The organism is Kribbella sp. DT2, assembly GCF_049844575.1.
Lineage (GTDB): Bacteria > Actinomycetota > Actinomycetes > Propionibacteriales > Kribbellaceae > Kribbella.
This window is the reverse complement of record NZ_JBNCLH010000001.1, coordinates 351,209-375,053: the sequence shown is the minus strand read 5'-3', so window position 1 is coordinate 375,053 and position 23,845 is coordinate 351,209. Positions and strand designations below refer to the sequence as shown.

General features: G+C 69.9%; 25 protein-coding genes and 1 riboswitch. Of the genes, 18 read left to right on the top strand and 7 right to left on the bottom strand.

Going from position 1 to position 23,845, the window contains the following annotated elements:
• Positions 1-162 precede the first annotated feature (162 nt).
• The 6 genes from ACLQ2O_RS01800 (at position 163) to ACLQ2O_RS01775 (ending at position 5,964) form a co-directional block, all read left to right on the top strand.
• Positions 163-1,356, top strand: a complete 1,194-nt coding sequence (locus tag ACLQ2O_RS01800; RefSeq protein WP_425826424.1) for an ATP-binding protein — start codon at positions 163-165, stop codon at positions 1,354-1,356.
• Between the two features lie 77 nt (positions 1,357-1,433).
• On the top strand, positions 1,434-2,297 hold the full coding sequence (locus tag ACLQ2O_RS01795; protein ID WP_425826422.1) for a DUF3152 domain-containing protein: 864 nt from the start codon (positions 1,434-1,436) through the stop codon (positions 2,295-2,297).
• A 55-nt stretch (positions 2,298-2,352) separates the two neighbouring features.
• A complete protein-coding gene (locus ACLQ2O_RS01790) occupies positions 2,353-3,135 on the top strand; it encodes a hypothetical protein (RefSeq protein WP_425826420.1) in 783 nt (260 codons plus the stop codon).
• Positions 3,132-3,791: an alpha/beta fold hydrolase gene (locus ACLQ2O_RS01785; protein WP_425826418.1), complete on the top strand. Its 660-nt coding sequence runs from the start codon at positions 3,132-3,134 to the stop codon at positions 3,789-3,791. Before ACLQ2O_RS01790 ends, ACLQ2O_RS01785 begins: the two co-directional genes overlap by 4 nt.
• A gap of 24 nt (positions 3,792-3,815) precedes the next feature.
• Positions 3,816-3,937, top strand: a riboswitch (TPP riboswitch).
• Positions 3,930-5,261 (top strand): purine-cytosine permease family protein, encoded by a 1,332-nt coding sequence (locus ACLQ2O_RS01780; RefSeq protein ID WP_425826416.1) that lies wholly within the window; start codon positions 3,930-3,932, stop codon positions 5,259-5,261. Its footprint overlaps the riboswitch before it by 8 nt.
• Before the next feature lie 25 nt (positions 5,262-5,286).
• Positions 5,287-5,964 carry a class I SAM-dependent methyltransferase gene (locus tag ACLQ2O_RS01775; protein WP_425826414.1) on the top strand — a complete coding sequence of 226 codons (678 nt, stop codon included), beginning with the start codon at positions 5,287-5,289 and terminating at the stop codon, positions 5,962-5,964.
• Positions 5,965-6,062: 98 nt separating this feature from the next.
• On the opposite strand, the gene ACLQ2O_RS01770 is transcribed toward ACLQ2O_RS01775, so the two are convergent.
• Positions 6,063-6,635 carry a methylated-DNA--[protein]-cysteine S-methyltransferase gene (locus ACLQ2O_RS01770; RefSeq protein ID WP_425826412.1) on the bottom strand — a complete coding sequence of 191 codons (573 nt, stop codon included), beginning with the start codon at positions 6,633-6,635 and terminating at the stop codon, positions 6,063-6,065.
• Entirely contained in the window at positions 6,628-7,122 is a 495-nt protein-coding gene (locus ACLQ2O_RS01765) for an RNA polymerase sigma factor (RefSeq protein WP_425826410.1), read from the bottom strand. Before ACLQ2O_RS01765 ends, ACLQ2O_RS01770 begins: the two co-directional genes overlap by 8 nt.
• A 355-nt stretch (positions 7,123-7,477) precedes the next feature.
• Between ACLQ2O_RS01765 and ACLQ2O_RS01760 the strand changes: the two genes are divergently transcribed.
• The 6 genes from ACLQ2O_RS01760 (at position 7,478) to ACLQ2O_RS01735 (ending at position 12,266) form a co-directional block, all read left to right on the top strand.
• The gene (locus ACLQ2O_RS01760; protein ID WP_425826408.1) at positions 7,478-7,615 is read left to right on the top strand and encodes a hypothetical protein; all 138 of its coding nucleotides are present in this window, start codon (positions 7,478-7,480) and stop codon (positions 7,613-7,615) included.
• 135 nt (positions 7,616-7,750) lie between these two features.
• The gene (locus tag ACLQ2O_RS01755; RefSeq protein ID WP_425826406.1) at positions 7,751-8,302 is read left to right on the top strand and encodes a flavin reductase family protein; all 552 of its coding nucleotides are present in this window, start codon (positions 7,751-7,753) and stop codon (positions 8,300-8,302) included.
• Positions 8,303-8,330: 28 nt separating this feature from the next.
• Positions 8,331-9,383: an ABC transporter substrate-binding protein gene (locus tag ACLQ2O_RS01750; RefSeq protein ID WP_425826404.1), complete on the top strand. Its 1,053-nt coding sequence runs from the start codon at positions 8,331-8,333 to the stop codon at positions 9,381-9,383.
• On the top strand, positions 9,380-10,228 hold the full coding sequence (locus tag ACLQ2O_RS01745; protein WP_425826402.1) for an ABC transporter permease: 849 nt from the start codon (positions 9,380-9,382) through the stop codon (positions 10,226-10,228). Before ACLQ2O_RS01750 ends, ACLQ2O_RS01745 begins: the two co-directional genes overlap by 4 nt.
• Positions 10,204-10,932, top strand: coding sequence for an ABC transporter ATP-binding protein (locus ACLQ2O_RS01740; protein ID WP_425826400.1), 729 nt, complete (start codon positions 10,204-10,206; stop codon positions 10,930-10,932). The genes ACLQ2O_RS01745 and ACLQ2O_RS01740 overlap by 25 nt, the downstream gene beginning before the upstream one ends.
• The gene (locus tag ACLQ2O_RS01735) at positions 10,929-12,266 is read left to right on the top strand and encodes an LLM class flavin-dependent oxidoreductase (protein WP_425826398.1); all 1,338 of its coding nucleotides are present in this window, start codon (positions 10,929-10,931) and stop codon (positions 12,264-12,266) included. Before ACLQ2O_RS01740 ends, ACLQ2O_RS01735 begins: the two co-directional genes overlap by 4 nt.
• Here ACLQ2O_RS01735 and ACLQ2O_RS01730 read toward each other — a convergent pair.
• Both ACLQ2O_RS01730 and ACLQ2O_RS01725 read right to left on the bottom strand, forming a co-directional pair.
• Complete coding sequence (locus ACLQ2O_RS01730) at positions 12,243-13,355, bottom strand: DUF4132 domain-containing protein (RefSeq protein WP_425826396.1); 1,113 nt, start codon at positions 13,353-13,355, stop codon at positions 12,243-12,245. The two genes, ACLQ2O_RS01735 and ACLQ2O_RS01730, sit on opposite strands and share 24 nt — an antisense overlap.
• A gap of 165 nt (positions 13,356-13,520) precedes the next feature.
• Positions 13,521-14,504: a zinc-binding alcohol dehydrogenase family protein gene (locus ACLQ2O_RS01725; protein ID WP_425826394.1), complete on the bottom strand. Its 984-nt coding sequence runs from the start codon at positions 14,502-14,504 to the stop codon at positions 13,521-13,523.
• Between the two features lie 98 nt (positions 14,505-14,602).
• Here ACLQ2O_RS01725 and ACLQ2O_RS01720 point away from each other — a divergent pair, with 98 nt between their 5' ends.
• The 3 genes from ACLQ2O_RS01720 to ACLQ2O_RS01710 all read left to right on the top strand — a co-directional run bounded on the left by ACLQ2O_RS01720 (position 14,603) and on the right by ACLQ2O_RS01710 (position 17,133).
• The gene (locus ACLQ2O_RS01720) at positions 14,603-15,460 is read left to right on the top strand and encodes a glycerophosphodiester phosphodiesterase (RefSeq protein WP_425826392.1); all 858 of its coding nucleotides are present in this window, start codon (positions 14,603-14,605) and stop codon (positions 15,458-15,460) included.
• Positions 15,461-15,710: 250 nt separating this feature from the next.
• Positions 15,711-16,127, top strand: coding sequence for an ATP-binding protein (locus ACLQ2O_RS01715; RefSeq protein WP_425826390.1), 417 nt, complete (start codon positions 15,711-15,713; stop codon positions 16,125-16,127).
• Between the two features lie 37 nt (positions 16,128-16,164).
• Positions 16,165-17,133: a DUF5926 family protein gene (locus tag ACLQ2O_RS01710; RefSeq protein WP_425826388.1), complete on the top strand. Its 969-nt coding sequence runs from the start codon at positions 16,165-16,167 to the stop codon at positions 17,131-17,133.
• A gap of 283 nt (positions 17,134-17,416) precedes the next feature.
• Here ACLQ2O_RS01710 and ACLQ2O_RS01705 read toward each other — a convergent pair whose 3' ends face one another.
• Entirely contained in the window at positions 17,417-18,613 is a 1,197-nt protein-coding gene (locus tag ACLQ2O_RS01705; RefSeq protein ID WP_425826386.1) for an arginine deiminase, read from the bottom strand.
• A 204-nt stretch (positions 18,614-18,817) separates the two neighbouring features.
• On the opposite strand from ACLQ2O_RS01705, the gene ACLQ2O_RS01700 reads away from it, so the two are divergent.
• Genes ACLQ2O_RS01700 through ACLQ2O_RS01690 form a run of 3 tightly spaced genes read left to right on the top strand, consistent with a single transcriptional unit; the run spans position 18,818 to position 21,458 of the window.
• Entirely contained in the window at positions 18,818-19,567 is a 750-nt protein-coding gene (locus tag ACLQ2O_RS01700) for a glycosyltransferase family 2 protein (RefSeq protein WP_425826384.1), read from the top strand.
• Positions 19,567-21,126 (top strand): DUF2029 domain-containing protein, encoded by a 1,560-nt coding sequence (locus ACLQ2O_RS01695; RefSeq protein ID WP_425826382.1) that lies wholly within the window; start codon positions 19,567-19,569, stop codon positions 21,124-21,126. The genes ACLQ2O_RS01700 and ACLQ2O_RS01695 overlap by 1 nt, the downstream gene beginning before the upstream one ends.
• A 14-nt stretch (positions 21,127-21,140) precedes the next feature.
• Complete coding sequence (locus ACLQ2O_RS01690; RefSeq protein ID WP_425826380.1) at positions 21,141-21,458, top strand: cupin domain-containing protein; 318 nt, start codon at positions 21,141-21,143, stop codon at positions 21,456-21,458.
• 107 nt (positions 21,459-21,565) lie between these two features.
• On the opposite strand, the gene larC is transcribed toward ACLQ2O_RS01690, so the two are convergent.
• Both larC and larB read right to left on the bottom strand, forming a co-directional pair.
• Complete coding sequence (gene larC, locus ACLQ2O_RS01685; RefSeq protein ID WP_425826377.1) at positions 21,566-23,086, bottom strand: nickel pincer cofactor biosynthesis protein LarC; 1,521 nt, start codon at positions 23,084-23,086, stop codon at positions 21,566-21,568.
• Positions 23,083-23,799: a nickel pincer cofactor biosynthesis protein LarB gene (larB, locus tag ACLQ2O_RS01680; protein WP_425826375.1), complete on the bottom strand. Its 717-nt coding sequence runs from the start codon at positions 23,797-23,799 to the stop codon at positions 23,083-23,085. Before larB ends, larC begins: the two co-directional genes overlap by 4 nt.
• Between the last annotated feature and the right edge of the window lie 46 nt (positions 23,800-23,845).

Here is a 23,845-nt window from a genome sequence, read left to right as displayed (position 1 = left end):
CCGACCTTAGTGCGATCCGGGCCGCTACGGGTCGATGTCACCGTCTAGGGAAGTCTAGTGAATTCGCTAGACGGACCAAGTCTTTGACAGAGCAGCGACACGCGCTCGGGTTCGCTAGCGAAATCTAAGGAAAACGCTAGACGCGCTCATACAGTGACATCCATGGATCCGATCCGGAATCCCTATGCGCCCGGCGCCGGCCAGCGCCCGCCCGAGCTGGCCGGACGCGACACCGAGGTCCGGCAGTTCGAAGTGGTGCTCGAACGGGTCGCGGCGGGCCGCCCGGAGCGGAGCCTGGTGCTCAGCGGACTCCGCGGCGTCGGTAAGACCGTCCTGCTGAACACGCTGCGCTCGCAGGCGATCAAACGCGCCTGGGGCACCGGCAAGATCGAGGCCCGGCCGGACCAGAGCATCCGGCTGCCGATCGCGCAGGCGATGCACACCGCGATGCGCGAACTCGGCCACCGGCACCGCGACGACGAACGGGTCGACCAGTTCAGCGCCGTCCTGAAGGCCTTCGCGCTGCGGACCGCGCAGAACGACCGCAAGGGCATCAAGTGGCACCCGCCGGTCGACGTGGCCGCCGCCAAGGGCCGGGCCGACTCGGGTGACCTCGAGATGGACCTGATCGAGCTGTTCGCGGACGCCGCCGACCTGGCCGGCGACCTGTCGGTCGGGGTCGGGCTGTTCATCGACGAGATGCAGGACATCTCCGCCGACGACCTGTCCGCGCTGTGCGCCGCGTGCCACGAGGTCTCCCAGCAGAGCGCGCCGCTGGTCGTGGTCGGCGCCGGGCTGCCGCACCTGCCCGCCGTACTGTCGGCGAGCAAGTCGTACTCGGAGCGCCTGTTCCGCTACGTCCGGGTCGACCGGCTGGCCCGCGAGGCCTGCGACCGGGCGCTGATGATCCCGGCCGAGACCGAGGACGTGTACTTCGAGGAAGAGGCCCTCGACGAGCTGTACGCGCAGACCGACGGGTACCCGTACTTCGTCCAGGCCTTCGCGCACGCCACCTGGGACCACGCCCCGGCCAGCCCGATCACGGTCAAGGACGTCGCCGTCGCCGGACCGGAAGCCTCCGCCGAGCTCACCGTCGGCTTCTTCGGCTCCCGCTACGAGCGCGCCACGCCCGCCGAGCGCGAGTACATGCGCGCGATGGCCGAGCTCGGCGTCGGCGTGGCCGACGCCGCCGTCCCCACCTCCGAGGTGGCCGGCACGCTCAAACGCAAACCCCAGTCGCTGTCCCCGGCCCGCGACGGCCTGATCAAGAAGGGCCTCGTCTTCTCCGCCGAACGCGGCACCGTCGCCTTCACCGTCCCGCACTTCGGCAAGTTCCTCCGCACCCGGACGGCCTGACTTCTTCCACTCTTGACCGGAAGCTGACGTAGACCGGCCTTTCGGGAATTACCGCCGAGTCGCTAGGGTGAATCGACATGACCACCCTGCGGAACGGCCGGCGCGCGAGCACGCGTGCGTCCAGTTCCGCGCGCCGCCGCCGCAGCGGGCGGCACAGCCGCAAGAAGTCGTACAAGGCGCAGTGGTTCTCGGTGACCGCGCTGGCGGTGCTCGGGACCGTGATGATCGTGCACCCCGACGCCGGCCGGCAGAGCCTGGCGTCGTCGTTCGCCGAGCAGAGCGCGGTCGCGCAGCCGCCGGTCCAGCCGGTCGTCGTACCGACGCACCTGCCGACCGCGGTGCCGACGCTGGCCAAGCCGCAGCGGCCCGCGCCGACGTTCACCCGGCCGCCGAAGGGTTCGAAGCCGAACGTGACGGTCTCGACCGGCAAGCTCGCCGTGGTCCCGGGCTCGGCGAAGGCGACCCGGAACGTCGGCAAGCTGACCTACCGGATCGAGATCGAGCAGGGCCTCTCGCTGAACGGGGCAGCGGTCGCGACCGCGGTGCACAAGACGCTGACCGACCCGCGCGGCTGGCAGGCGCTCCAGCCGGTCAGCTTCGAGCGGACCGACAGCCTGGACTCCGACCTGCGGATCATCCTGGCGACGCCGAGCCTGACCGACAAGCTCTGCCTCCCGCTGGACACCGGCGGTGAGGTCTCCTGCCGGGTCGAGGACCGCGTCGTGCTGAACGCCAAGCGCTGGGTGTACGCCGTACCGGCCTACAACGGCGACGTCGACCTCTACCGCAACTACCTGGTCAACCACGAGGTCGGCCACGCGCTCGGCCACGGCCACTCCGACTGCGACCAGCCGAACACGCCCGCCCCGGTGATGATGCAGCAGACCAAGGGCCTCGGCGGCTGCCTGCCGAACGCCTGGCCGACGACCAAAGCAACCTAGATCCACACCCCTCGGCATGAGAGTCTGACGAGAAGACCGAGCCGAGGGAGCCCCGATGTCGTCACCGCAGTTCCCCACGTACGGCCGTGGCGACGACCCGGACGAGCCGGACCGCAGCCAGTACTACGCCAAGCCGGTCCCGTACGGCCAGGACGCGCCGCCAGAGCAGGCCCCCGTCGAGCAGCCGCCGGTGCAGGACCCGGGCTACGGCTATCCGACCGAGGGGCAGCACAGCTACATGCAGCCGCCCGCCTACCGTCCCGGCCACCCGTACGGCGCTCCGTCCGCGCCGCAGTCCCACCAGCTCCCGTCGTACGGGCCGGAGCCTCGCCGCGATCCCAGAGCCGCCCGTGTGGTCCTGCTGGCCGCGGTGATCGCCGCGATCTACGGTCTGCTCGTCATCTCGGTCCAGCGCGTCTCCCTGCGCGAGATCTCCCAGGCCCCCGGGTCCCCGCTGAACCACCCGCTGCGCACCGACGTACTGGACACCATCGGCCAGCTCCTGACGCTCATCGTCGGTGTCGCCGCCCTGGCGATGTGGCTGCGCGATCTCCAGTCCCGCCGGAAGGCTCGCCGCGAGCTGGACCCGTTCGAGCTCGGCGGCCTCGGCCTGGTGGCGCTGTCGCTGATCCCGATCCTGATCTGGCTCGGTCTGGTGCTCAGCACCGGGATGGGCGCGATCGACGACTCGCTGCACCGCCTGCCGACGGCGTACGGGTGGGGCGGCTTCGGTCTGCTCGTGCTCGCGCTGGGCCTCGCGCTCGGCTACCGCGAGCTGAAGCCGGAGGTACCCAACCCGGTCGTCCAGGCGGCCCCGGACCAGCCGCCGTGGGAGTGAGCGCTCCGGTCGTCCTCGTCCCCGGGCTTGGCCTCGGGCCGGAGTCGTACGCCCCGACGCAGCAGCACCTGGAGATCCCGTCCGAGGTCATCACCCTCCCCGGGTACGGCGAACCGCTGCACCAGGACGACCTCCGGGTCGACGCTCTGGCGGAGCGTCTGGCCCAGCAGCTGAAGCCCGGCACCGTCCTGGTCGGGCACTCGGCCAGCTGCCACACCGTGGTCGCGGCCGCACTCGCCTACCCGGACCTGGTCTCCGCACTCGTCCTGCTGGGCCCGACCGGCGACGTCAACGCCTCCGGCTGGCCCACGCTCGCCGGCCGCTGGGTCCGCTCGGCCGTCTGGGAGCGGCCGTACCTGATCCCCACCCTGACCAAGCAGTACTTCCGGACCACCTTCCGCGCGATGGCCCAGGCCGAGCAGGTGGCCCGGCACTACGACCTGGCCGCGGCACTGCCGCAGGTCGTCGTACCGACTGTGGTGCTGCGGTGTCCGCATGACCATCTCTGCCCGCCGCAGTGGGCCCAGCGGCTCGCGGACCTGGCCGGTGGCGAGGCGTGGACGCTGTCGACCGGCTCGCACATGCCTGTCCTGACCAACGGCCGGGAGCTGGCCGCGTTCATTCACCGGGCGGCCGGTGTATACAAAGCTGGATGACGGGTTATCGTTGACGCGATAACGACATACCTCCGCGGGAGCTCGCACCGAATTGCGGGCTGAGAGGGCGACAAGCAAAAGCCGGGTCGCCGACCGCCTGAACCTGACCGGGTAATGCCGGCGTAGGGAGCAGGTCGCATGACCACGACTGATGCTGTCCGCACATCCGGTACGACGACCGAAGCGCCGCTCGTACTGACCACCGACGTCCCGAGAACGCTCGGCTTCTTCGACCAGTTCACGCTCTGGGGAAATCTCGGCATCTCGCTGTTCGGCCCGGTCACCGGTGCGCTCGTCGCGGCGTACACCGGATCGCTGTGGCAGGGTCTGCTCGCCGTTGTCGTCGGCTGCGGGATGGGCGCGCTGGTGCTCGGGGGCGCGGCCGTTTTCGGTTCGCACACCGGCGCACCCGCGATGGCCAGCCTGCGCGGGCTGTTCGGCCGGCGCGGCTCGATGGCCCCGACCGTGCTGAACATCGCCCAGAACATCGGCTGGGCGACGATGGAGATCATCGTGATCTCGCAGGCCGCGGTCGCCGTGACCGGTGAGCGCTGGCGCTGGCTGTTCGTGATCCTGGCCGGCGTGATCGCGACCGCGATGGCCGTCCGGCCGCTCGGCAGCGTGAAGCTGCTCCGCAAGTTCATGGTCTGGTTGGTGCTGCTGGCATCGATCTACCTGTTCGTCCAGGTGCTCAGCAAGCCGGTGCACGATCTCCCGCAGGACGGCGTCTTCGGCTTCTGGCCGGGCGTCGACCTCGCCGCGGCCGGGGTCGTCTCGTTCGCTCCGCTGGCCGCCGACTACACCCGGCACTCGCGTACGAACAAGGCCGCGTTCGCCGGTTCGTCGCTCGGCTACGGCCTGGCCGCGATCCTGTACTACGCGCTCGGCGTCCTGGCCGTCGCGACCCTGCAGACCAACAGCACCGACGTGATCACCGCGCTGGTCACCCTGCCGGCCGGGGCGATCGCGCTGTTCGTGCTGCTGGTCGACGAGGTGGACGAGGCCTACGCGAACGTCTACTCGACGACGATGGCCGCGCACAACCTGGTCGGTCACCTGGACCGGCGCTGGCTGTCGGTCGGCATCGGCGTCCTGGCGACCGGTCTCGCGCTGTTCGTTGACCTGGGCAACTACACGCAGTTCCTCTACCTGATCGGTTCGGTGTTCATCCCGTTGTTCGCGGTGGCGATCGCGGACTTCTTCGTGGTCAGCCGGATGAACTGGAACGTCAGCGACACCGCGCCGTTCCGCTGGCAGCCCGCGGTCGCGTGGGTGTTCGGCTTCGTCGCGTACCAGCTGGTGAATCCCGGCACGGTCAGTGGCTGGTCGCCGTTCTGGCTGGACGTGCAGGCCACGGTGTTCGGCGGTGATCCGGTGCCGGGATGGCTCGGTGCGACGTACACGTCGATCATCGTCTCGATGGTCGCCGCAGTCGCTTTCGGCGCGATCGGGCGCCCGAGGAGACAGTGACCGGAGACTTCGCAATACTTGCGCAATGCTGAACTCCGCACTGCGCAGCCGGGCCGAGTACGCCGAAATGGGCGCCGAGGGTCTGGCCGCGCGTACTACGCCCGAGCGGGACGCAGCCGTCGTGAAGGCCGTCGAGGAAATGCTCGACGGCCGGGAGTCGGTGCTCGACCTCTGCTGCGGCTACGGCCGCGTCGCCCTGCCGCTGAGCAAGGCCGGCAAGGTGGTCCGCGCCCTCGACATCTCCCCGAACCTGCTCGAAGCCGGTCAGGCCAAGGCCGCCGAGGAGGAGCTGAAGGTCGACTGGGCGATCGGGTCGATGACCGACCTGCCGTACAGGTCGGACTCCTTCGACGCGGTGATCTGCCTGTGGACGGCGTTCCACGAGCTGTTCGGTGAGGACGAGCAGCTGTCGACGATCTGGGAGATCTCCCGGGTGCTCAAGCCGGGCGGACTGGCCGTCATCGAGGGCCCGGTGTGGGGACCGGCGACGGCCTCCGAGATCGCGAACGGACTGCGGCAGGGGCCGCAGCACCGGATCGTCACCACCGAGCACTACGGCACCAGCAGCATCCACTTCATCCACGACGAGGCCAGCTACGGCCGGCTCTGCGCGGCGGCCGGGATCAAGGACTACAAGGTCTACAAGCGTGAGTTCGGCGGCCGGCGCCGGCTGATCCTCGAGATCCACCAGCCTGAAAACTGACACGTCAGGAAAGTAAAGAAGCAGATCCCCACTCCACAATGGGTACCTGCTTCTTTACTGTATCGAGTGTAAATGTTTTGGGTCTTTGAGTGGAAAACTTAACTTTTCGATTCAAGATTCAAAAGAAAGCGCTTTGCGTCCAGCCCGCCGGCGTACCCGGTGAGTGCGCCGCTCGCCCCGATCACCCGGTGGCAGGGAAGCACCACGCACAAGGGGTTCGCGCCGAGCGCGGTGCCGACCGCCCTGGCCGCCTTGGGGCGCTCGATGTCGCCGGCCAGTTCGCCGTACGTCGTCGTCCGTCCGTACGCCGTGAAGCGGGGCAGGTCGGTCAGCACGAGCCGCTGGAAATCCGTCGCCAGCGTCAGGTCGACCTCGAGGTCGAACGTCCGCCGCTCGCCGGCGAGGAATTCGTCGAGCTGTCGGCGTACGTCGTCCAGCGGTGCGGGCTGCCGCAGCACCCGCGGCGAGACCGCTGTCGCCAGCCGGTGCGTCATCGTCTCCTCGTCGCCGAAGGAACTGGCGACGACCTTGCCCGCGGCGGTCGCCAGCAGCAGTTGGCCGATCGGGGTGTCGTGCAGCGTGTAGGAGACGTCCGCGGTCGGGAAGACCGGCGGGCGGGCGTCGAGGTTCGGCCCGTCGAGCCGGCTGAGGCGTCGTTCGAGGTCAGTCATCATCAACTCCGAGGGTGGTGCGCAAGGTGGCCAGCGCGTCGCTGACCAGGCGACGCGACGCGGCCGGGGTGGTGTCGAGCGCGGCGGCCACACCGTGGTGGTCGAGGTCGCCGACGTACTTCAACGTGACGGCGTACCGCTGCCGCTCGGGCAACGCACCTACCGCCTTCCAGAGCTCAGGATCAGGCCAGTCCGCCGCATCGGGCCCGTCCACCGCGATCGGCGGCGCCTCGTCCAAAGGCCGCTGCGGCTTCCGCGCCCGATGCACGTCGGTCGCACACCGAGCCGTGATCGTCAGCAGCCAGCTCCGCAAGTTCTTCGCCGAGCTCAACTTCGGGTACGCCGCAAACGCCTTCTCCCACGCCCGCTGCGCCACGTCGTCCCCGTCCACCGGCCCAGCCAAAGCCCGAGCCAGCCTGCTCACGTCCCGCCAGTGCTCGTCCACCAGCACCTGAAACGCCGGCAACCCAGCCCCACTAGAACCCATCACGCCAGTAGAACGCACCAGCCCCCCACCCTGTGAGCCCGCCCCACCCCACACACCCCCGCACCCCACACACTCCCGCACCCCACACACTCCCGCACCCCACACACTCCCGCACCCCACACACTCCCGCACCCCCGCACCCCCGCACCCCCGCACCCCACACACCCCCGCACCCTCCCCCTCCTCCTCTCTCTCACTCCTCTTTCCGGCCGGTGCGGCCTCAGCCCCCGCGACCTTCTCGGCCGCATCTCCGCCGACCCTCACCCCCGCTCCTTCTCAGCTCCTTCCTGGACGCCTGTCCCGGATGGCGAGATTGTCTAGTTTTCCAGTCGACTTTGATGAGACAGTAATTGACATGACGAAGACCGGACAGCGCCCCGCGAGCGGCCGAGAGGCCGACTTCGCCTTCGCGCTGCCGGTACTGACCACCCGTCTGCTGACCCGCCGCCGCGTCATCGACCAGATGCGCACGGCCAGCGCGACCTGTCGCTGACAGCCGCCGCCGTACCGGCCCGTTCCAGGGCCGCCGCCGAGAAGGCCCGTCGAGGCCGTTCGAACCACCACCCGCACCGGTCGCGGTAGACATCCAGGTCCGCAGCCGGATTCACCCCTGCCCCGAGGGAGTGTCATGTCCGTCCACGCGATCAACCCTGCCCAGAAATCCCGTCCCGGGCTCACCGTCGTGCCCGACCACCTCGACGAGCGGACGGTCGACGCCGACCTGTTCCGTTCCGTCTTCCGCCGGCACGCCGCCGGTGTCGTCGTGATCACCGCCGACGCGGGCCACGGCCCGGCCGGCTTCACCGCGACCTCGCTGGTCTCGGTCAGCTCGCTGCCGCCGCTGGTCTCGTTCTCGATCGCCGGTACGGCGTCCAGCTGGCCGGCGATCCAGTCCGCGCAGAGCCTGGTGATCAACTTCCTGGACGCCGGGCAGCGCGATCTCGCCGGCCGGTTCGCGACCAGCGGCATCGACCGGTTCGCCGAGCCGACCCGCTGGTCACGCCTGCGGACCGGCGAGCCCGTCCTGGACGACGCCCCGAGCTACCTGCGCGCGCTCGTCGAGCACCGGTTCGCCGTCGGCAGCAACCACATCGTCGTGGCCCGCCTCGCCGTCCACGCCGAGCGGCGCGAGCACGACCCGCTGCTCTACCACGACGGCCAGTACGTCACCACCGCCTGAACTCCCTGCCCCTGAAGAGGAAACCCATATGCTGAAGAACAAACTGGCTGTCCTGGCCGGAGCCGCCGCGGCGATCACGCTGCTGGCCGGCTGCGGTGGTGACGCCGAGGCCGGGGGCGGCCCGAAGCTCGCGCTCGACGCGGCCCTGCCGACCTCCGTGCCGGACGGCGTGAAGATCGTCGTCGGCGACCCGACCACGCAGAAGGCCCTCGAGCTGTCCGGACAGCTCGACAAGGTCTCGAAGTTCGTCCAGTTCGCCAACCTGAGCGGCGGTCCGCAGACCACCGAGGCGTTCCGGGCGAAGGCGCTCGACCTCGGCTCGGTCGCCGAGATCCCGTCGATCCACGCCACCTGGACCGGTCTGAAGGTCAAGAACGTCGCGGCCAAGTACCGCCAGGACGCGCTGAACCACCCGGTCTACCAGTTGGGCGTCGCGCCCGGCGTACAGGTGAAGTCGCCGGCGGACCTGCGGGGCAAGAAGATCGCGTACAGCCCGGGTCAGGCGCAGGGCGCGCTCGTGCTCAAGGTGCTGCAGAAGGCCGGGCTGACCAAGGAGGACGTCCAGCTGGTCGAGCTGCCCAGCACGGGCGACATCTACCCGAACGCCCTGGCCGCGAAGCAGGTCGAGGTCGCTCCGATCGGCGGCGTCTCGATCAAGCGCTACCTGACCAAGTACGGCAAGGACGGCGGGACCACGATCCAGCACGGCATCCGCGACGACGCCGGTCACCTCTACACGCTGACCTCGTCGCTGGAGGACAGCGGCAAGGCCGCCGCGATCCGCGCGTACGTCGCGGCCTGGGCGGTCGCGCAGGAGTGGATCGACAAGCACCCGAAGGAGTGGATCGAGGGCTACTACGTCAAGGACCAGGGCCTCACCGCGGCCGACGGTCAGTGGCTCGTCGACAACGCCGGTCACCCCGAGATCACCGCCGACTGGAGCGAGGGGATCAAGCGTCAGCAGGAGACCATCGACCTGCTCTCCCAGGAGACCGGCAACGACCCGATCAAGGCGGAGGACCTGTTCGACCTGCGCTTCCAGACCGTCGCCACCGACGCGATCAAGGCGGCGGCCAAGTGAGCGGCTCGGCCGCGACGCTCAGCGGCGTACGAGCTTCCAAAGCTGTCACCACCCAGCCGGTACGACGACGCCGCCGGCTCGGCCCCGGCAAGCCGATCCGGTTCGGCGCGCTGATCGGACCCGTGCTGCTGCTCGCGATCTGGAGCATCGGGTCGGCCGCCGGCTGGCTCGATCCACGGATCCTCTCCGCGCCGTGGACCGTCGTCACGACCACCGGTGACCTGATCGCCGACGGCCGGTTGCAGTCCAACCTGCTCACCTCGACGCAGCGGGCGTTCCTAGGTCTCGGCCTGGGCGTCGTGCTCGGCACGGTCCTGGCGCTGCTGTCCGGCCTGAGCCGGATCGGCGAGGCCGTGCTCGACGGGCCGATCCAGATCAAGCGCGCGATCCCATCGCTCGCGCTGCTGCCGCTGCTGATCCTGTGGCTCGGTATCGGCGAGACGATGAAGGTCACCACGATCACGCTCGGCGTCTTCGTCCCCATCTACATCCACACCCACAACGGCCTGCGCACGATCGACAGCCGGTACGTCGAGCTCGCGCAGACGGTCGGCCTGTCCCGCTGGACCTTCATCCGCAAGGTCGTGCTTCCCGGCGCGCTGCCGGGCTTCCTGCTCGGCCTGCGGTTCGCGGTCACCGGAGCGTGGCTGTCGCTCGTCGTGGTCGAGCAGATCAACTCCACCAGCGGGATCGGCTACATGATGGAGCTGGCCCGCACCTACGGGCAGACCGACATCATCATCGTCGGCCTGGTCCTGTACGGCGTACTCGGGCTGCTCTCCGACGGAGCCGTCCGCCTGATCCAGAGGAAGGCCCTGTCATGGCGACGCACACTGGCGGACTGACACTCAGCAAAGCCGTCGAGGTCCGCGGACTCGTCCGTTCGTACGGCGACCGCGCGGTCCTGGACGACCTCGACCTGAGCATCGCCCCCGGCGAGTTCGTTGCCCTGCTGGGGAAATCGGGCTCGGGCAAGAGCACGCTGCTGCGGGCACTGGCCGGGCTGGACCACGACGTGACCGGGACCGGCGAGCTGGTCGTGCCGGAGAACGTGTCGGTGGTCTTCCAGGACTCGCGGTTGTTGCCGTGGGCCCGTGTTCTCGACAACGTCGTACTGGGGCTGCGTTCCGACGACGCCGGTGACCGCGGCCGGAAGAGCCTGGACGAGGTGGGCCTGGCCGGCCGCGAGGACGCCTGGCCGAACGAACTGTCGGGTGGCGAGCAGCAGCGCGTCGCGCTGGCCCGCTCGCTGGTCCGGGAGCCCGCGCTGCTGCTCGCGGACGAACCGTTCGGCGCGCTGGACGCGCTGACCCGGATCAAGATGCACGTGCTGCTGCGCAAACTCTGCGCCGCGCACGAGCCCGCCGTACTGCTGGTCACCCACGACGTCGACGAGGCGATCGTGCTCGCCGACCGGGTGATCGTGCTGGACGAGGGCCGGCTGGTCGCGGAGGAACGGATCGAGCTGGATCCGCCGCGCAACTGCGCCGACCCGGCGTTCGCCACCGTCCGTACCCGACTTCTCGATGCCCTGGGGGTAACGCTATGAGCAGGCAGTTGCACCTGAACGCGTTCTTGATGAGTACCGGGCACCACGAGGCGTCGTGGCGGCTCCCGGAGAGCAACCCGACCGCGAACACCGACATCGAGCACTACCGGGAACTCGCCCGGACCGCCGAGCGCGGCAAGTTCGACTCGATCTTCTTCGCCGACTCGCCGGTGCTGTTCAGCGACGTCGGCCGGCGCCCGTCCGGGTCCTTGGAGCCGACCGTGCTGCTCACCGCGATCGCCGCGGCGACGTCGCGGATCGGGTTGATCGCGACCGCCAGTACGACGTACAACGATCCGTACAACCTGGCCCGTCGCTTCGCGAGCGTCGACCACGTCAGCGCGGGCCGCGCCGGCTGGAACGTCGTCACGACCGCGGGGCCGGACGCCGCGAAGAACTTCAACCTGGCCGACCAGCCCGCCCACGCGGAGCGCTACGACCGCGCGGCGGAGTTCCTGGAGGTCGCGTTCAAGCTCTGGGACTCCTGGCAGGACGACGCGACGCTCGCCGACAAGGAGTCCGGCGTCTGGGGCGACAACGACAAGGTCCAGCCGATCGACCACGTCGGCCGCCACTTCCAGGTCCGCGGCCCGCTCAACCTGCCGCGCTCCCCGCAGGGCTACCCGCTGATCGTCCAGGCCGGCTCGTCCGAGGACGGCAAGGGCCTGGCCGCCCGGTACGCCGAAGCGGTCTTCACCGCCCAGCAGACGCTGGAGGACGCCCAGGACTTCTACGCCGACCTCAAGTCGCGCACCGCCGCCCTGGGCCGCGACCCCGACACGCTCAAGATCCTCCCCGGCATCGTCCCGGTCATCGGCTCCACCGAAACCGAGGCTGCCGCTCTGGAGCGCGAGCTGGACGAGCTGATCAAGCCCGAGTACGCCCGCCGGCAACTGGCGAAGACGTTGAGGGTGACTCCCGAGGACCTCCCCTTCGACCAGCCCCTCCCCGCCGACCTCCCCGACGAGGACGAGATCGAAGGCGCGAAGTCCCGCTACACCCTCATCGTCACCCTGGCCCGCCGCGAGAACCTCACCGTCCGCCAACTCATCGGCCGCCTCGGCGGAGGCCGAGGCCACCGAACCTTCACCGGCACCCCCGACCAGGTCGCCGACGCCATCCAGTCCTGGTTCGAAGCCGGCGCCGCCGACGGCTTCAACATCATGCCCCCGGTCCTGCCGTCCGGCCTCGTCACCTTCACCGACCAGGTCGTCCCGATCCTCCAGCAACGCGGCCTGTTCCGCACGGAGTACACCGGCACAACGCTCCGCGACCACTACGGCCTGACCCGCCCGGCAGGCCGTACGGCGTCACTTGAAGAGGCGACGGCCTGACCCGGCGATCACGCGCAGGTCGTCGTACGTCTCCGCCAGCAGCACAGGCGGTACGTCGCCAAGCCGGACGGGGGTAGCCCCTCCGTCCGGCGCTGTCTGCCGGAAGGTCAGTGATCCCAGACCGACGGTGCGGTTCTCCTCGGGCAGCTCGTTACCGCTGAAGCTGATGACGGCGGTCAGCCCGATGGACGGGAACGGCTTCACGTACTCGTCGAACGACGGTCCGTCCAGGGTCTGCCCGCGGAGGTACCCGAGCTTGCGGGCTGTCGAGCGGAGCGCGAAGGCCAGCAGTCGGATGCCGTCGAACTCCGTCACCTGGTAGTCGCTCGCCGGCCGGTAGAGCTCCTTGCCGAACTGCTGGAACAAGGTGCTGATCCCGTAGTCGGCCAGGTAGTGCTGCCACCTCGACCGCGTCTCCTCGTCGACCACCGAGGTGTGCGCGATCGAGATCCGCGCGTCCGCCGGGAGGTCGACCAGGTCGTCGTCCACGTCGACCAGGCGGCCGTCGTCCAGCGGGCGGAACGCCTGACCAGCCTTCCAGACGAGCCGCTGGGTGAGCCTGCCCATCACCGGATGCTGGTTGAGGTGCACCTGCCAGTCCTGGTAGGTCCAGGTCCGGCCGGTGCACATCGCCTCGTAGAGTCGAGCGGTCTGCAGTTCGAGCGTCTTCTTGTCCGGCTCGAGCGGCACGGACCGATCGGCCAGTTCGTCGGTGGTCCAGCCCTTGCGCACGGCAAGCGCCGCAGCCTGCCGCGCCGCCTCCTCCTGCAGGCTCTTGGTGCGGAAGCGGGTGCCGACCGACAACACCAGTTGTGTGGCCGCCGGGTGGTCGGTCCAGGCCAGCATGCCGATGAGGGCCTTGCTCTGGGCGGCGCGGACGCCGTACCAGTCGTGCAGGTGCTGCTCGGCGAGGGCGATGGATCGTTCGCCGCCGCACACCGCGACGACGGCGAGCAGGCCCTTCAGGCCGATCGCGGCACCGCGGGCGATCCAGCGGTCCAGGAGGAAGAATCCGAAGTCTTCTTGTCCGGCAATCAGACCGCCGTACGATCTGATGATTGCGTTCGGCTCCGGGGTTTTGTTGTTCACCGCTTGGCAAACGACCCATTTCAGCAGTGTTGCCGGAATGACTTCGCCGGTGTCGGCCCAATACATCGACGGCAGGTCCTCGAAACGCAACCATTCCAGGCCTTTTGGGGGTTGGGGTAGCTGTTGCTAACGGCAACCATTATCTGGTCTGTCGGTCGGGGCATCTCAGTCGATCCGGACGACCAGCTTGCCGACTGCTCCGCCGTCCTCCATCAACTGGTGGGCCTCGGCGATCTCGTCGAGGGCGAAGACCCGGTCGATGCGGATCGGGAGCCGCCCGGTGGCGACCAGGTCGGTGTAGTGCTGGAAGGACTCCGGGGGCAGGTCGGACGACTCGCCGCCGTACGCGGTGAGGCGGACGCCGTTGGGGAGGTAGCCGATGGGGTAGAAGTCGGGGATCGTCCAGGTGTCGCTGAGCATGCCGGTGAAGCAGGTGGTGCCGTGGACGCGGAGGGATCGGAGGGTGTCGGGGAGGGTGTTCGTGCCGACCAGTTCCAGGGCCGCGTCGGCGCCGGGTGGGAGGACGGCTCGGACCTGGGTGGCGATGTTGCCGTCGTCGACCAGGGGGTGGTCGACGCCCAACGAGCGCAGGGTTTCCAGGCGGGCGGGGTTGCGGGTGGTGGAGAAGACCGTCAGGCCGTGCTCCTTGGCGAGGACGGCTGCGGCCGTGCCGACGGACGACGTGCCGCCGCGGATCAGGATCGACTGGCCGGGCTGGATGTCCAGGCCGGTGTGGAGCGAGCCGTGGGCGGTCTGGAGCATCTCGGGGAGGGCTCCGAGGGTGGCCCAGTCCAGCGTTGTCTCGACCGGGATGACGGAGGAGGCGGGGACGACCGTGTACTCGGCGTAGCCGCCGTCGAAAGCGCGGCCCATCCCGCCCATCATCGCGACCACCTGCTGCCCGCGCGCGAACTCACCGCCGGGAGCGAGGTCGACGGTCCCGGTCGCCTCGATACCGGGGACGATCGGGAAGACGGCGCCCGTGGCCAGGCCGGCGCGCAGGTGGTACTCGGAGCGGTTCAGCCCGAACGCCTCGACCTTGATCCGGATCCACCCGCTCGGCGGTTCCGGGACCGGGACCATCGAGACCCGGAGGTCCGCGGCCGCGACCGGCCCGGTCAGTACGACGGCCCGCATCAGCTCGTTCACCGGGCCAGTCTCCGCCATCCGGTTAACGGGCAACCGATTTCCACCACGGCGGCGTGGCTGACTAACACCCACCCAAAGACGCGTGCCAGAGTTGTGCCATGGCGAAACGCCCGAGCGTTGTTGCTCATCGCGGCGCGAGTGAGGTCAGTCCCGAACACACCTTGGCGGCGTACCAGCGCGCGGTCACGGCGGGGGCGGACGGGCTCGAGTGCGATATCCGGCTCACCTCCGACGGTCACCTGGTCTGTGTGCACGACCGGCGGATCGACCGCACCTCCAACGGCCGTGGCGTGCTGTCCACGATGAGCCTGCAGGAGCTGGACGGGTTCGACTGGGGGTCGTGGAAGAACCCGTGGGCCGAGCTCGACGACGAGGCCGAGCTGCCCAGCCCGGACCTGACCAAGGTGCTCACGCTGGACACGCTGCTGGCGACCGTCCACGACGCGGGCCGCCCGATCGAGCTCGCGATCGAGACCAAGCACCCGACCCGGTACGCCGGGCTGGTGGAACGGCGGCTGATCGAGGCGCTCGACCGGTACGGCTGGGCGCACCCGAAGGTCGGGACCGAGTCGCCGGCCCGGGTGATGTCGTTCTCCTGGTTGTCGCTGCGGCGGATGCGGACGATGGCGCCCGGCGTACGGACCGTCCTGCTGATGGATCGGATCCCGCTGCGCTTCCGCGACGGCTCCCTGCCGACGGGCGTCTCGTACGCCGGTCCGAGCCTGGAGCTGGTGACCGCGCACCCCGAGTACGTCGACCGCGCGCACAAGCACGGTCACCAGGTGCACGTGTGGACGGTGAACAACCCCGAGGACGTCCGGCACTGCCACGCGCTCGGCGTCGACGCGATCATCAGCGACCGGCCGGAGCTCGCGATCGCCACCCTGGCCGAGAACCCCGACCGCCCGCCGGCGCCGCCGTCCCGGACCCGCCGCCGGCTGGTCCGCCGGCGCTGACCAGTACGAGCGACCAGCAACCTGAACTCTCAGAAGAGCGGTTGTGAGTTACTTCTCAGTTCTTCTCCGGACGGGTAATCACGCGAATGCGTTGAGTGATTTGCACGTTCAATTCTGTCGCTTTTGTCACGGTTTCCCCGCAAACTCTGTGATCTTCCCCGTCGCTGTGTAACGGAACTCCTTCCGGTGTTTTCAAGCCCTTGTTCGTGGGCAGATGTGGAAGTGCTGTACCGACCCGAGGAGACCCTGCTTGTCCTCTGCGACTTTGCCCGCCGACGTGAGCGTCGTGGACGTCGTCCTACCGCACGAAGTGTCTGCGGTGGCGGCTGCCCGCCGACGCCTTCACGACTACCTGACGCGGGCCCGTGTCGCCGAAACCACCTGTGACGACGCCCAGCTGGTCCTGTCCGAACTGCTCTCCAACGCCATCCGGTACGCGCCCGCCCTGCCGACCGGCGACGTCCGCGCGGCCTGGTGGATCGACAAGGCCGGCGTGCACCTGGAGGTCACCGACGGTCGCGGCGACACCGAGCCGCAGCGGATCGTCGAGGCGCATCCGGAGTCGATCGGTGGCCGCGGGCTCGCGATCGTCGACATGCTCAGCTCCGACTGGGGTGTCCGGACCGGCGACAAGCAGCGCACCGTGCACGCCGTCGTACCGCTCTGACTAACTCCCTCACGCCGGATCCTGCAAGACTGCGGCCATGGGAAAGAAGTCGCGCAACCGCGCCAAGAACACGACTACCGTCGAACTGGACCCGGCCGACCTCGCTGACGTCGGCCCGCGGGAGCCCTGCCCGTGCGGTTCGGGCAAGCGGTTCAAGCAGTGCCACGGCAAGGACCGGGCGCAGGCCGCCGACGCGTTCGTGGTCCGGCCCTTCGAGGGGCTGTCGGCCGAGTGCGACCTGATCGCCTTCCGGGAGATCGTCCCGGCCGGGGTGGCGGAGGTGACGCTGGGCGGCGAGCACCAGGGCAAGAAGGTCAACCTGGTCACGCTGCTGCCGATGGCGATGCCGGGTCTGGTCCGCGACGACGAGACGATCTGGATCGGTCTGCAGACGCACGCCTCGACCGGTGACCCGAGCCGCGACGTCGCGCACGCGATCACCGCGGCGCTGGCGACCGAGCCGGGCAACCCGATCCAGCTGGGCGACCTGCTCAAGGACGGCCCGCGGCTGCAGGACCTGATCGACACCAAGGAGCCGATCGTCGCCAAGGTGCACGAGGGCTTCGACTACTGGGTCGGCGAGAACGTCGAGGACCCGACCGGCGAGGTTGCCGCGGGCCTGGAGCGGGCCAACGCGGCCGCAGCCCCCACGGTCCGGCTGGAGTCGGTCGAGGCGGCGTACTGGACGCAGATCGGCGACCGCCGGTACCTGCGCTGGGTGATGCCGCACAGCGAGGACGACCTGCTGAACGCGCTGGCCCGGCTGCACGCGGCCGGTTCGTCGACGCTGGTCGACGGCAGCCGCCTGATCGGGTCCTTCCGGGCGCTCGGCGTGCTCGCCCCGGTCTGGGAGCTGCCGACCGACACCGAGGCCACCGACCTGGAGAAGCCGGTCGCGGACTTCCAGACCGCGCTGGACAACGCGCTGAAGGCCAGTACGCCGCTCAGCACCGAGGAGCGCGCGGCGAAGGCCGGCCTGGCCAGCCGTCAGCTCACCATCCGCTGACGCCGTAGACCCCGCGGTACGTAGTCGGGACCTCGAACACCTCCGCGGGACCTCGGACACGTTATTTCCTGTCCGAGGTCCCCGGATGGTGTCCGAGGTCCCCGCGTCGACGACATGCGAAAGGCCCCGCACCTGAGGTGCGGGGCCTTTCCCAACGTGGACGGCCCAAGTCCTGCTGACGGGGGAGCAACAGGGCCTGGGCCTAGGCATGAAGAGTACTCACAAGTTGCCTGCTCGACAACCCCCGATTTCACTCCGCGTGTCGTCAGGCTTACTTGCGCCTTCAACCATCGATAGGGGCCCTGAGCACCGGGCAGGACATGCAGCGCGGTCCCCCGCGGCCGGACCCGAGCTCGGACCCGGAGATCCGGATCACCTCGATCCCGGACTCCTCCAGCCGCGCGTTGGTCTCCACCGTGCGCTCGTACGCGATGCAGACCCGCGGTGCCAGCGCGAGGGTGTTGTTGCCGTCGTCCCACTGCTCGCGCTCGGCGGTGACCGGGTCGAGACCGGTGTCGATCCGCCGCAGGGTGTCGATCCCGAGCGCCTTGGCCGCGGCGACCAGGAACGGCTCGGGCTCGGCGACGTGCAGCTGGTCGCCGTCGGCGGTGACCGCGAGCGCCCGCATCTCCTCGGCCATGTTCGGGTACATCAGTACGGCGTCGACGTCGACCATCGTGCAGACCGTGTCCAGGTGCATCGTCGCCCGCTGCTGAGCAATGGGTACGGCGAGCACGGTGTGCGCGAGGTCCTTGGCGAACACCCGCTGCGCGAGCCGCTCGACACCGGCCGGCGTCGTCCGCTCGCCGACCCCGACCGCCAGGACGCCGGGACCGAGGGCCAGCACGTCGCCGCCCTCGACGTGCTCGAGCTGGTGGTCGTACACCTTGTCGGCGCCGGCGAACCGCGGGTGGAAGCGGTAGATCAGCTCGGTCAGCTGGCTCTCGCGGACCCGCGCGGGCATCGCGAGCGACGTGACCGCGACCGAGTCCCGGATCCAGACGCTGGAGTCGCGGGTGAAGAGCAGGTTCGGCAGGGGATCGATCAGGAAGTCCTCGTCCGCCAGCAGCGACGTGACCAGCCCACCGGCCCGGACCTCGTCGTTCCGTACGCCGGCCATCAGCGCCTCGGCGAGCTCGGCGGGGTCGAGCGCGGTCAGCGCGGTGCGCAGGTAGTCCCGCAGGGTGTCGCCCAGCCGCAGGTCCTCGATCGCGCCGGCGACCGCGGTCGCGCGCGCCTCGGGATCGGCGAGCGCCTCGGTCAGCAGGGTGCCCAGGTAGAGCACCTCGACGTCGCGGTCGCGCAGGGCCTGGGCGAACGCGTCGTGCTCGTCCTGCGCCCGGCCGACCCATGGGATGCCGTCGAAGAGCAGCTTGTCGTTGTTGCGCGGGGTCAGCCGGCGCAGCTCGTTGCCCGGCCGGTGCAGCATCACCGTCCGGAGCGGGCCGACCTCGCTGTCGACGCCGTACGCCTCAGTCATGCCTGTCCCTCTCGTCGGAGTTCCCGGTTGTCGTCCACGCTACGGCAGGCGGGCGGCCGCCGTACGGAAGCTGGAATCTGTCTGATTGTCCGACAATATGTACGGGAAAGCGAACCGGAGCCGGTCCTTCGAAAGAACGAGATGTCCACAGGCGGCGGGTGCGGAGGCCAAGGATCGGCTCGCGAGCAATTAGGCTGCGGTGCTGTGTCCGGGAATGATCAGCCGTCGGTCGAGCCGCAGCGTGGTGTTGCCTGCGTGATTCCGGCGAAGGACGAGTCCGCGCGGATCGCGGCCACCGTGGACGCGGTCCGCAAGCTCGTCGGTGTCGACCTGGTCGTCGTGGTCGACGACGGGTCCACCGACACGACCGCCGAGCAGGCCGAGCAGGCCGGTGCGGTCGTCGTCCGGCACGAGCGGAACCAGGGCAAGGCCGCGGCGATGGAGACCGGCGCCGCGGAGGTCGCACGGCGCGACGGCGCTCGCGCGCGGCACCTGCTGTTCCTGGACGCCGACCTGACCGACACCGCGGCCGGCGCCGAGCCGCTGATCCCGCCGGTGCAGGACGGGCGGGTGGACATGACGATCGGGACGCTGCCGGCGCAGATCCGTGCCGACGGGAGCAAGACGGGCGGACGCGGGTTCGTCGTACGGCTTGCGCGGGACGGGATTCAGCAGGCGACGGGTTGGGCGCCGGAGCAGCCGCTGTCCGGTCAGCGCTGCCTGACGCGCGCGGCCTTCGACGCGGCGCTTCCGCTGGCGAGCGGGTTCGGGGTGGAGGCCGCGCTGAGCATCGACCTGGGGCGCAAGGGCTTCCGCATCATCGAGGTACCGATCGACGTCCGGCACCGTGCGACCGGGACCGACCTGAAAGGCCAGCTGCACCGCGGCCGCCAGTTCCTCCACGTACGCCGGGCGCTCGCCGCCCGCAGCGCATTGCCCCGGAAGACCACCTGATGAGCACCGAAGTGACCGACAACCAGCAGCAGGTCCGTGCGGATCGTGACGGCCGCCGAGCGGTCGGCCTCTACCTGGTCTCCACTGCACTGATCGTCGCTGCCGGTCTGCTCGGACCGTCCGTGGTGGTGCTGACGCTGACCAACCGGCACGCCTGGCTCCCGTCGTACTGGTTCGACAGCAAGCCGAACGACTGGCTCGTCACGGTGATGATCTACGTCGCGATCCTGCTCGGCGGCTACGGCGTCTACCTGGCGACCCGCGCGCTCAAGAACGGCTGGGCCCCGCGCGTCCAGCGGTTGGTTGCCCTAGGCATCGGTACGACGGCCGCCATCACGCTGGTCCCCCCGATGGCCTCCGGCGACGTGCTGATCTACGCGGCGTACGGCCGCATCATGTCGCTCGGCGGCAACCCGTACACGACCGCCCCCGCCGACACGATCCGCCTCGGCTACGACCCGGTGATCGCCGCGACCGAGCGCCCGTGGCAGGGCGCGCGCAGCGTCTACGGGCCGATCGCGACCTGGATCCAGTGGTTCTCCTCCTGGGTCGGCGGCGACTCGATGCAGCTGACGGTCTGGATGCTGCAGCTCACCGTCGCGGTCAGCCTCGTCGTCACCGGTCTGCTCCTGCTCAAGCTGGTCGGGCCCGACCTGGTCAACCGCCGGCGGATCGCGATGCTCGCGCTGGCCAACCCGCTGCTGCTGTTCACCGTGCTGGCCGGCGCGCACAACGACGCGATCGCGGTGATGTTCGCGGTGATCGCGCTGGTGCTGTTCCGCCGGCACGTGTTCGCGGCCGGCATCATGCTCGGCGTCGCCGGCTGCACCAAACTCTCGATCGGACTCGTCGGCGTAGCCATGCTCTGGTCGCTGCGCGCCGATCGGCGCCGCGCGCTGTGGTTCTGCCTCGGCGGCGCTGTCTCGATGGCCGGCCTGTACGCCGTGGTCGGCCTGCAGGCGTTCCAGCAGGCGCGGTCGCAGACGTCGTTCATCTCGACCGGTACGCCGCACAAGGTGATCTTCAGCCTGTTCGACCTGTTCCTGCCCGGCGCGCTCGTGCGGACCGTGATCGGGATCGTCGCGTGGGTCGGCCTGATCTTCGTCGCGATCCTGCTCTCGCAGGTCTTCCCGAAGTCGCTGGTCCCGAAGACACACCCGGACGACCCGACCCCGGCCGCCATCCGGTACACGGCGATCTACGCGGTCGCCTGGCTGCTGACGGCGATGTACACGCTGCCCTGGTACGACGTGATCGCCTGGACCGCGCTGGCCGCGGTCGCGGCGTCGAAGGTCGACAAGCTGATGGTGATCCGGACGACCATGCTCGCGATCGCGTACGTCCCCGGGCGAGATCCGAACGCGCGCCAGGTCGCGGCGTCGCTGTCGGAGTCGCTGGAGTGGTTCAGTGCGCGGCTGCGGGACACGGTCACGCCGGCCGTCGAGCTGGCGGTGCTGGTGCTGCTGATCATCTGGGCGCGGCGCGATGGGGCGCAGTGGTGGCCGTACGACTGGCCGAAGCGCAAGGCGAAGAACGCTGAGAAGACCGTCTCCCAGTAGGTAGTCTCTGCCGGATGCAGAAGCTTGTGGGGGCGGGGCAGTACCGGACCGCGGAGCCGAACCATTTCGCCGAGCACCTACGGACCGAGTCGCTCTCGGTCGGCACGTACTCGATCCCGGCGGGCGGCGTCGACGACCAGGCGCCGCACCGCGAGGACGAGATCTACGTGGTGACCGCCGGCCGGGCATCCATCGTGACGCCCGGCGGGACCGAGCCGGTCGGGCCCGGCGACGTGCTGTTCGTGGCGGCGGGGGAGCCCCACCACTTCGCGGACGTCACCGAGGACCTGGCGCTGCTGGTCTTCTTCGCCCCGCCGTACTCGGGGCGCTAGCGTTCGAAGACGCGCGATGCGTCCGAAGAAGCGCGATGCGTCCGAAGACGCGAGCGCTATAGCCTCGGGTTCTTCGGACGCATGCGACTTCTTCGGACGTTGGTGGGTCAGCCCCAGAGGTCGTGGCCGGCGGCGATCGCCCGGGCCAGGACCGACTTGACCGGCTTGTCGAGGGCCGCGGCCGCGGTGACCACGTCCTCGTACTCGGGCTGCACGTTGACCACCTGCCCGCCGTACCGGGCGATCTTGACGTGGATCCGCTGGCCGCTCACCTCGACGCTGGCGAACTCACGGTCCGCCGCGTGCTTGCGGATCGGGAACTCGCGCAGGCCGATCGCGGACGTCTCGGTGAGGATCACCGAGCGGACCACCTCGGCGTTCGCGCTGCTGGTCAGCACCGAGAGCGTGTGCGCGGGCCGGCCCTTCTTCATCAGGATCGGGGTCAGCCACGCGTCGGCCGCACCCGCCTGCAGCAGGCGCGCGAGCACCTGCGGCCAGATCCGCGGGTCGAGGTCGTCGACGTTCGTCTCGTAGACGAGCTCGGTCGACGGCTGCACGGTCGCCTCGCCGATCACCACGCGGACGATGTTCGGCACCTCGACCGGGTCGCGTCCGCCGGCACCGACCCCGGTCTGCAGGATCCGCAGCGGCGGCATCAGCCCGAACTCGTCCGCCAGCGTCGCGAGCAGCGCGGCACCGGTCGGCGTCGTCATCTCGTACGGCGCGGTGCCGCCGACCACCGGCGCCTCCGCCTCCCGCAGAAGGTGCAGCACCGCAGGCCCCGGAATCGGAATCCCGCCGTGCTGGCCGCGTACCTGCCGTCCACCCCCGAGCGCGATCGTCGACACCACGATCCGATCCAGCTCGAGCGAGACCGACGCGGCAGCAACCCCCACGATGTCGGCAATCGCATCCAGCGCCCCGACCTCGTGGAAGTGCACGTCATCGGGGTCGACCCCGTGCGCCGACCCTTCAGCCCGAGCCAACCGAGCAAAGGTGTCGAGCGCCCGCTCCCGCACGGCGGAGTCCAGCCCAGCCCCCTCGATCACCGCCCGAACCACAGCCCAGCTACGAGTCGCACCCCCGTGCCCGTCCTCGTCGTGCCCGTGTCCATGGCCCACCGCATCGGCAGGGAGGGAGGAGGGGGTGTCCGCCCCCCCGAGCCCTCCGGCTTCGCCGTGGGCAACCCCGGGCCCTCCGGCTTCGCCGTGGGCAACCCCGGCCCCGCCGTCCGCGGCCTCGTCGTGCCCGTGGCCCGCGCCGACCGCATCGGTGGGGAGGGGAGAGGGGGTGTCCGCCGCCCCGGGCCCTCCGGCTTCGCCGTGGGCAACCCCGGCCCCGCCGTCCGCTCCGTGCCCGTGTCCGTGACCATGGCCGGTGTCCGCAGGCACGTCGGCGTACGCCGCGTTCGGGTCGTTTTCCGGGTGGGGCTCCTCGTTCACGTACACCGATGCCTTCGTGGCGGCGATCTGGTGTCTCAGCGTCTTCTCGACGCGGACGGACAGCGAGCGGTCGACCGCTGCGACGGCAGCGTTCACCAGGCCCACGTCCGCCCCCGCGTCCAGGAAAGCCCCGAGGAGCATGTCGCCGGAGGCGCCGGCTGAGCAGTCGATCCAGGCGACTCTCACTGTTCCTTCACCTCCGCCGGTGCCGCGCGGCGTGCGACGCGGGCCGCGAACACTCCGGCTCCGAAGCCGTTGTCGATGTTCACGACCGTCACCCCCGGTGCACACGAGTTCAGCATCCCGAGCAGCGCGGCAACCCCACCGAACGAAGCGCCGTACCCAACAGAAGTCGGTACGGCGACCAGCGGCACCCCCGTCAGCCCGCCAACAACACTCGGCAGCGCGCCTTCCATCCCGGCGACGACGATCAGGCAGTCCGCCGCGGCGAGCCGCTCGCGCACCCCGAGCACCCGGTGCAGCCCAGCCACACCGACATCCGTGATCAGTTCGACCCCGGCCCCGAAGACCCGAGCCGTCGTCGCGGCCTCAATGGCGACCGGCGCGTCCGACGTACCAGCGGACACCACAGCCACAGTCCCGCTCGGCTCCGGCACGGTCCCGAGCACCGCCGTACGCCCCACCGGATCGACAACAGCCTCTGGCAGCTCGGAAGCGACCAACTGCTGCGCCTCCGGCGAGAGCCGGGTGGCCAGGGCGGCGCGACCACCGTGGGTCGCGTGCAGCGTCCGGAGCAGCTCGACGATCTGCTCGGGCGTCTTGCCGGCGCCGTAGACCACTTCCGGGTCGCCCGTGCGCTCCAGACGGTCGGTGTCGAGACGGGCGTACCCGAGGTCGTGAACGCCGGGCAAAGGTCCAGGATCATGCGGAGGAGTCACCCCGCGAATCTACGTCGCCGCACGCTGATCCGCCGATTCGAGCCCA